The following is a 6,579-nucleotide window of genomic DNA, read 5'->3' on the forward strand; positions in this document are numbered from 1 at the left end:
TTTATTCGGCCCAGACGATCATGCCGGAGTAGGCTGTGGCAATCACCACAAGGCCGAACACGATGCGGTACCAGGCGAAGACAGTGAAGGTGTGGGTGCTGATGTAGCGCAGCAGCCAGCGGATGCAGGCGAAGGCCGACACGAAGGCCACCACGGCGCCGATGCTGAACAGCGGCAGGTCGGCAGCACTCAGCAGCGCGCGATCCTTCCACAGCGAGTAAAAGGTAGCGGCCAACAGGGTCGGGATCGCGAGGAAGAACGAGAACTCGGTGGCCACTTTGCGCGACAGGCCGAACATCATGCCGCCGATGATGGTGGCGCCGGAGCGGCTGGTGCCGGGAATCAGGGCGAAGACCTGGGCGAAGCCGACTTTCAGCGCATCCAGCAGGGTCATATCGTCCACCGACTGCACGCGCACGGCGACCGGATTATTCATGGCGCGGCGCTCGACCCACAGGATGATCAGGCCGCCGATGATGAAGGCCAGCGCCACCGGTTCCGGCGCGAACAGCACGGCCTTGATCTTCTTTTCGAACAGGAATCCCAGCGCGGCGGCCGGAATGAAGGCCACCACCACGTTGAGTGCAAAGCGGCGCGCGCGCGCCTCGCTGAACATGCCCAACAGGACTTCGCCGATCTTCTTGTGGTACTCCCAGATCACGGCAACCATGGCGCCGCCCTGGATCGCGATCTCGAACACTTTGGCTTTCTCGCCCGTGAAATTCAACAAACTCCCCGCCAGCACCAGGTGGCCGGTGGAGGAAATCGGCAGGAACTCGGTAAATCCTTCGACCAGACCCATGATCAGAGCCTTCAGCGCGAGAACGATATCCATTGTGATTCTGTTATGTGTTTCGGTGGGGAAACGCGGGCGGGATGCTGCGCGGGCACGAAGCTTACCATGAGCGCGGCCCACCGATGCACATGAGTCAAGAGTAGCCCCGTTGCCGGGGCACCGGTTTGCGCTGTATCAGCTGTGGACCCGCACCAGGCGGCTACTGGCGGCCACCAGCAACAAGGCGCCGCCAAGGATGGAAAAAGCCAGGGTCAGGCTGGACAGGTGGGCCACGAAGCCGATCATGGCCGGGCCGGCCAGGATGCCGGCATAGCCGATGGTGGTGATGGCGGCAATCGCCAGGCTGGCCGGCATGGCGCGCTGGTTGCCGGCGGCGGTGAACAGGATCGGCACGATATTCGAGGCACCGAGGCCGACCAGCACAAAGCCGGCCAGCGCCACGGCCGGCGTCGGCGATACGACCGCCGTGAAGAAGCCGGCAGCGGCGCACAGTCCGCCCGCCAGCAGCACGCGGCGCCCGCCGAAGCGGCCCACCACGCGGTCGCCGGTCAGGCGGCCCACAGTCATGGCGACGGCGAAGGCGGCGTAGCCGAGGCCGGCACGGCCTTCTTCCAGCCCGCGTTCGGCGGTCAGGAACACCGCGCTCCAGTCGAGCATGGCGCCTTCGGCCAGGAAGACGATGAAACACAGCGCGCCGATGAAGATCACGGCGCCGTGCGGCATGACGAAGCTTGGGGTGTCGCCGTCGCGCGCTTCCGGCTGGTGCAGCAGGTCGGGACTGGCGCGCCATAGCAGCAGCACGATCAGCGCCACGATGGCCAGGCAGGCGAGCAGCGGGCCGCTGCCCAGCCACAGCAACAGCGCCATGCCGCCCGCGCCGGCGAAGCCGCCCAGGCTGAACATGCCGTGGAAGCCCGACATCAGGGCGCCGCCGCTGGCCTTTTCGACGATCACGGCCTGCACGTTCATCGCCACGTCCATGGTGCCCAGCGAGGCGCCGAACACGAACAACACCAGGCCAAGCAGGATCGGCGTCGGCGCCAGTGCCAGGCCGGGCAGGGCCAGGCAGACCGCCAGCGCCGACCACAGCACCACCTTGCGGCAGCCGAAACGCGCCGCCAGCGCGCCGGTCAGCGGCATCGCCAGCAGCGAGCCCAAGCCGAGGCAAAGCAGCAGCAGGCCAAGCGGGCCCTCCGCCAGCTGCAGGCGCTCCTTGGCGTAGGGCACCAGGGGCGCCCAGGCGGACATGGCAAGCCCCGCAGTGAGGAAGGCAAGGCGGGTGGAAAGGCGGTGGCGTTGGTCGATGGCTTGATTCATAGCTGAACATTCTAGCCGGGAATCGTTTCCAATGCCCGCTGCAGCTGTGTTCAGGGCGCCGTGGCCAATTCGAGCGCAGTCAGCCAGTGCATGGCTTGCCCGCGCGTTTCCACCGCACATTTCGGCTGAGGGTTGCAGGCCGCCGCAGAACGCCGGGCGCTCGGGCTGGCCGAAGATCTTGCAGAGATTGTCGTCACCCAACTGCACGCAAGGCACCCCGGCCGGCTTGCCGTTCGGCATACCGGGAATCGGGGACGTGATCGAGGGCGCCGTGCAGCAGGCGCCACAGGCTGGGCGGCATTGGAAACTCATAATGGGGCAGTATTTTACCGCTTCGGCCACCCCAGCCAACGCATGGCCTGCTCGCGCGACTCGCCGCACACCGCTTCGTCGGCGCTGAACGCGACGCACACAGGGGGACGTTCGGGCAAGCCGTACAGCTTGCAGCGCTTGTGTGAATCGAGCTGGATGCAGGGCACGCCCGCCGGTTTGCCTTCAGGCATGCCGGGAATCGGGCTGGAGATTGCGGGCGCCGTACAACAGGCACCGCATTGTGGACGGCACGGGATCGGGGTGCGGTTCACAGCCGTGTTGGCGGCTTTGCCTTGCTAATGGATAACGTGTTGCGTGCGGCCGCCGAAGGCTTTGAGGGCGTCGGACAGCGACACTTCAATCTGGCCAAGGTGGGCGTCGGCCAGCACCCACGGTTCGCCTTCCGCGGCGTGGCGTTTGGCCACTTCGCGTTCGACCATGGCCGCCATGCGCTCATGCAGCACCTGCTGGTAGCGCGGCGAATCCGGATTCCCAGCCTGGGCACGGGCATACATATCTGCCCCTTCCCAGAGTTCCTGGATGCGCTCATCCCCAAGTCCAGAGGCGGCAGCCAGGACTTGTAATGTTGTCTTGTTATGCATTTTTACTCTCCCAGACACGTTCTTTGACGCGTACTTAGCAGTAAATACCTAATTCTCTCGAATTACCAATCATTTTGAAGAAGTGGATCTTTCTAACAACAGTCGTTGTTCTTCTGGCTAGATTGTTCGCCAAATGCGGTCTGTTAGAATGGCGCACGTTATGTGATTGGTGCCTTCCTGCAAACCTGCAGGGAGGTGAAACGGGAAGCCGGTGCCGCGCGAGATAGCCATCTTGCGCCAGTCCGGCGCAGCCCCCGCTGCTGTAAGCCGGACGAAGCTGACCAACGCCACTGTGCACCGCACGGGAAGGCCAGGCCAACCGAGGATGAAGGCGAGCCAGAAGACCGGCCAGTCACTTTGATTGTGCAAAACCCGGGGTGTGGTTTTGCGTGCTCGGAAACCTGCTGTGCCTACCACTACCTTTGCCCGGACCATTGCGGTCCTGCTATGTGCGTTCGCTTGCGCGCGTGCCAATGCCGCCGTGCTGTTTGCCATCGTCACCGAGCGCGCAGCGCCCGTCGCCATCGAGGCCGCCCACCGCCACCTCGCCAGCCATCCCCAGGACCGCATCGTGCTGCGCACGCCGGCGCAGTGGATGGCGGCCGACGACAAGCAAGCCGCCCAGTGGCTGGCGCAGGCCGACAGCATCCTGGCGGTATCGTTGTTCGGCGACCCGGCGCGGCACCTGAAGGAAGCGTTGCCGCGCCACGCCCGGCCGCAAGCCACAGTGCTGGCCATGAATGGCGAAGCCACGCTCAGCCTGCTGTCGCGCGGACGGCAAGGCAGCCTGCAAGGCTTTGCGCCGGAAACGCTACGCCAGCTGTCGACCGAGCAGCCGCCGGAAGCGGCGCTGCAGGCGGCCAAGGCCCGTCCGGCAGCGGGGCAGTGGCTGGCGGCGCGCCAGTTGTGGCAGGCCGGGGGCCGCGACAACACCGCCGCCTTGTTCGCGCACCTGCTCGACCCGTCGCACGCCTTGGCGGAGCCGCAGCCGGAACCGACCCTGCGCCTGCGCGTCGGGCAGCGCGAGCTGCATGACGCGGGCTGCATGGGGCAGGGCGGCCCTGCTAGGCATACAGGCACGTCCAACGGTGGTGGTACTGGATTTGTCGAACATGGATGGCACGGTGCCCGATGCCGTGTGCCGCCAGATCGAGCGCAATGGCCAGCAATGCGTGCAGGTGCTGCCGCGCTGGGGCGGCGCCTCGCGCGAGGCGCTGGAGCGCTTGCCGGAACTGATCGCACCTGCCGTGCCGGCGGCGATGGTGGTGCTGCAGGACTTTGTGGTGGGCGCCGCCGAAGGGCGCGAGGCCGTCAGCGATGCGTTCAAGAAGCTCGACATCCCGCTGTTCAAGGCGATCCGATTGTCCGACCGCACGGCCATGCAATGGCGCCTGTCGCCGGACGGCCTGCCGCCGGATTCGGTGCAGTACCGCGTGGCGCTGCCGGAGCTGCAGGGCATCGGCCAGCCTATCGTGGTGGCCGCGCTGGGAGAGCCGCAGCGCGACAAGCTGACCGGCATCGAGAACCGTCCGCCGGTGGTGCTGGCGGCGGAAGCGGAACGCCTTGCCGCGCGCGTCGACCGCTGGCTGGCCTTGCGCGCCAAATCCAACCGCGACAAGCGTGTTGCCCTGGTCTACTACAACCATCCGCCGGGCCGGCAGAACATCGGCGCCGACAACCTCGACGTGCCGGCATCGCTATTCGACATGCTGCATGCCATGAAGGACGCCGGCTACAGCGTTGGCGAATTGCCCGCCACGCCGGAAGCGCTGCTCGACCGCATCATGGCGCACGGCGTCAACCTGCCGGAAGACCGCGGCGCCTTGCGCGAACTGGCCGGCTCGGTGAACAGTGTCAGCGCCGCCGATTACGCAAAATGGTTCGCCACATTGCCGCCGCGCGTGCAAGGCGAAATGACCAGCGGCTTGCTGGGCCGCCTGCACGCCGACGTGCTGGAAGCGGAAGCCGCCGGCGAATGGGCGCTGGGCCGCAAACAGGCGGAAGTCGTGATCAAGGAGCTGCAGCACCTGGTGGAAGGCGCCGACCATCCGCAGCGCGAGGCGGCGATCCGCGACCTGGCTTGCGCTGGCCGATGGCTATGCGGGATGCCTGAAAGCGAAGGCGCCCGCGCCGTTGTGCCGCGCTGGAGCCAGTGCGTCGCCGCGTGGCCTCTTACGGCATCGAGGGATTGAAGGGTTGGGGAGCCGCGCCCGGCAAGATCATGGTCGAAAGCGGCAAGCTGCTGGTGCCGGGCCTGGTGTTCGGCAATGTGTTCATCGGTCCGCAGCCACCGCGCGGATGGGAAGTCGATGAAGAACTGCTGCATGCGAATACCAGCGTGCCGCCGCCGCACCAGTACCTGGCCTTTTACCATTGGCTGCGCGATCGTTTCAAGGCCGATGCGCTGGTGCATATCGGCCGCCATTCGACTTACGAGTTCTTGCCGGGCAAGGCGGTCGGCCTGTCGGGCGATGATTTTCCCAGCCTGATTGCGGGCGACCTGCCCGGCATCTATCCCTATATCGTGGACGGCGTGGGAGAAGGCACGCAGGCCAAGCGGCGCGGCCTGGCCGTGATGGTCGACCACCTGACGCCGCCGCTGGCCTCCACGCCGCTGTATGACGAACTGCTGTCGCTGCGGCAGATCGTCGAGAGCTACGAGGCTGCCAGTTCCGACACGCTGAAGCAAAAGGCTGCGCAGCTGATGCGCGAGCGGGTGGTGGCTTTGAATTTAAAGGCGGAGCTGGAAGCGTCGATGGCCGACGTGCTGGCCGTGCGCGGCATCGGTTTCGACGCGGCCGACGACGATCTGCTGGCGCACGAAGTCGGCCACTACCTGACCAAGCTGCAGGAAAAATTCATGCCGCACGGCCTGCACATCTTCGGCCGCCCGTGGAAGCAGGAATCCATCGACCTGATGCTGGAGTCGATGAAGAAGGGCGGCATCGACGACCCCGAAGTGGCGCGCAAGCTGGCCGCTTCCCCGCTGAATGAAATGCGCGGGTTGCTGGAGGGCCTGGATGGCCGCTTCATCGAGCCGGGCAAGGGCAACGACCCGCTGCGCTCGCCGGAATCGTTGCCGACCGGCCGCAACTTCCATGCGGTCGATGGCGATATCCTGCCGACCAGGATCGGCTACCAGATGGGCTCCACCCTGGCCGCCAAAGCGGCCGCGCGCGAGCGCTCCGATGCGGGCAGCGAAGGCATCCTGCTGTGGGCGTCCGACGCGGTGCGCGATGAAGGCGTGATGGTGGCTTTCGCATTGGCCATGATGGGCGCCGAGCCTGTATGGAACGCGCGCGGCATCGTCAACGACGTGCGCCTGCTGCCCGGCGCCGTGCGGCGCGATGCGCTGGTCACCACCTCGGGCCTGTTTCGCGACCTGTATCCGAACCTGATCCGCCTGATCGACCGTGCCGGCCGCCTGTCGCTGGCCGCTTCCGCCGCCGCCATCGCCGAGCAGGAACCTGCATTGCGCGAGGCCCTGGAGTCCGCCCTGGCGCCGCTGGGCGGCAGCGCTGGTACCGGTAGCGGCAGCACCGGCGCCAGCGC

At 66.4% G+C, this 6,579-nt stretch carries 8 protein-coding genes, 1 pseudogene and 1 riboswitch; of the genes and pseudogenes, 2 read left to right on the plus strand and 7 right to left on the minus strand.

Annotated features, from left to right (window positions below; all coding sequences use genetic code 11):
- Nucleotide 1 precedes the first annotated feature (1 nt).
- From ACQ4MM_RS06085 to ACQ4MM_RS06115, 7 genes and pseudogenes are all read right to left on the minus strand, one after another.
- Nucleotides 2–835: an undecaprenyl-diphosphate phosphatase gene (locus ACQ4MM_RS06085; protein ID WP_431476547.1), complete on the minus strand. Its 834-nt coding sequence runs from the start codon at nt 833–835 to the stop codon at nt 2–4.
- 135 nt (nt 836–970) lie between these two features.
- Nucleotides 971–2,113 (minus strand): MFS transporter, encoded by a 1,143-nt coding sequence (locus ACQ4MM_RS06090; RefSeq protein ID WP_431476548.1) that lies wholly within the window; start codon nt 2,111–2,113, stop codon nt 971–973.
- Between the two features lie 50 nt (nt 2,114–2,163).
- Nucleotides 2,164–2,425: pseudogene (locus tag ACQ4MM_RS06095) on the minus strand (YkgJ family cysteine cluster protein).
- A gap of 14 nt (nt 2,426–2,439) precedes the next feature.
- Nucleotides 2,440–2,697 carry a YkgJ family cysteine cluster protein gene (locus tag ACQ4MM_RS06100; RefSeq protein WP_431476549.1) on the minus strand — a complete coding sequence of 86 codons (258 nt, stop codon included), beginning with the start codon at nt 2,695–2,697 and terminating at the stop codon, nt 2,440–2,442.
- Nucleotides 2,698–2,721: 24 nt separating this feature from the next.
- On the minus strand, nt 2,722–3,027 hold the full coding sequence (locus ACQ4MM_RS06105) for a hypothetical protein (protein WP_431476550.1): 306 nt from the start codon (nt 3,025–3,027) through the stop codon (nt 2,722–2,724).
- 150 nt (nt 3,028–3,177) lie between these two features.
- A riboswitch (cobalamin riboswitch) is annotated at nt 3,178–3,394 on the plus strand.
- A 78-nt stretch (nt 3,395–3,472) separates the two neighbouring features.
- Nucleotides 3,473–3,808, minus strand: a complete 336-nt coding sequence (locus ACQ4MM_RS06110) for a hypothetical protein (RefSeq protein WP_431476551.1) — start codon at nt 3,806–3,808, stop codon at nt 3,473–3,475.
- Between the two features lie 30 nt (nt 3,809–3,838).
- Nucleotides 3,839–4,060 carry a hypothetical protein gene (locus tag ACQ4MM_RS06115; protein ID WP_431476552.1) on the minus strand — a complete coding sequence of 74 codons (222 nt, stop codon included), beginning with the start codon at nt 4,058–4,060 and terminating at the stop codon, nt 3,839–3,841.
- On the opposite strand from ACQ4MM_RS06115, the gene ACQ4MM_RS06120 reads away from it, so the two are divergent.
- Together ACQ4MM_RS06120 and ACQ4MM_RS06125 are read left to right on the plus strand one after the other, a co-directional pair.
- The gene (locus tag ACQ4MM_RS06120; RefSeq protein ID WP_431476553.1) at nt 4,059–5,219 is read left to right on the plus strand and encodes a cobaltochelatase subunit CobN; all 1,161 of its coding nucleotides are present in this window, start codon (nt 4,059–4,061) and stop codon (nt 5,217–5,219) included. The two genes, ACQ4MM_RS06115 and ACQ4MM_RS06120, sit on opposite strands and share 2 nt — an antisense overlap.
- Nucleotides 5,192–6,579, plus strand: a 1,388-nt coding sequence (locus ACQ4MM_RS06125; RefSeq protein WP_431476554.1) for a cobaltochelatase subunit CobN, incomplete at its 3' end; no start/stop codon positions are given. The genes ACQ4MM_RS06120 and ACQ4MM_RS06125, both read left to right, overlap by 28 nt.

This window comes from Massilia eburnea (assembly GCF_050709955.1).
Classification (GTDB): domain Bacteria; phylum Pseudomonadota; class Gammaproteobacteria; order Burkholderiales; family Burkholderiaceae_D; genus Rugamonas; species Rugamonas eburnea_A.

What these genes read in the sequence shown, in the direction of transcription:
- ACQ4MM_RS06085 (WP_431476547.1), bottom strand. Translation starts at nt 835, where the DNA reads ATGGATATCGTTCTCGCGCTGAAGGCTCTGATCATGGGTCTGGTCGAA.
- ACQ4MM_RS06090 (WP_431476548.1), bottom strand. Translation starts at nt 2,113, where the DNA reads ATGAATCAAGCCATCGACCAACGCCACCGCCTTTCCACCCGCCTTGCC.
- ACQ4MM_RS06105 (WP_431476550.1), bottom strand. Translation starts at nt 3,027, where the DNA reads ATGCATAACAAGACAACATTACAAGTCCTGGCTGCCGCCTCTGGACTT.
- ACQ4MM_RS06120 (WP_431476553.1), top strand. Translation starts at nt 4,059, where the DNA reads ATGACGCGGGCTGCATGGGGCAGGGCGGCCCTGCTAGGCATACAGGCA.
- ACQ4MM_RS06115 (WP_431476552.1), bottom strand. Translation starts at nt 4,060, where the DNA reads ATGCAGCTCGCGCTGCCCGACGCGCAGGCGCAGGGTCGGTTCCGGCTG.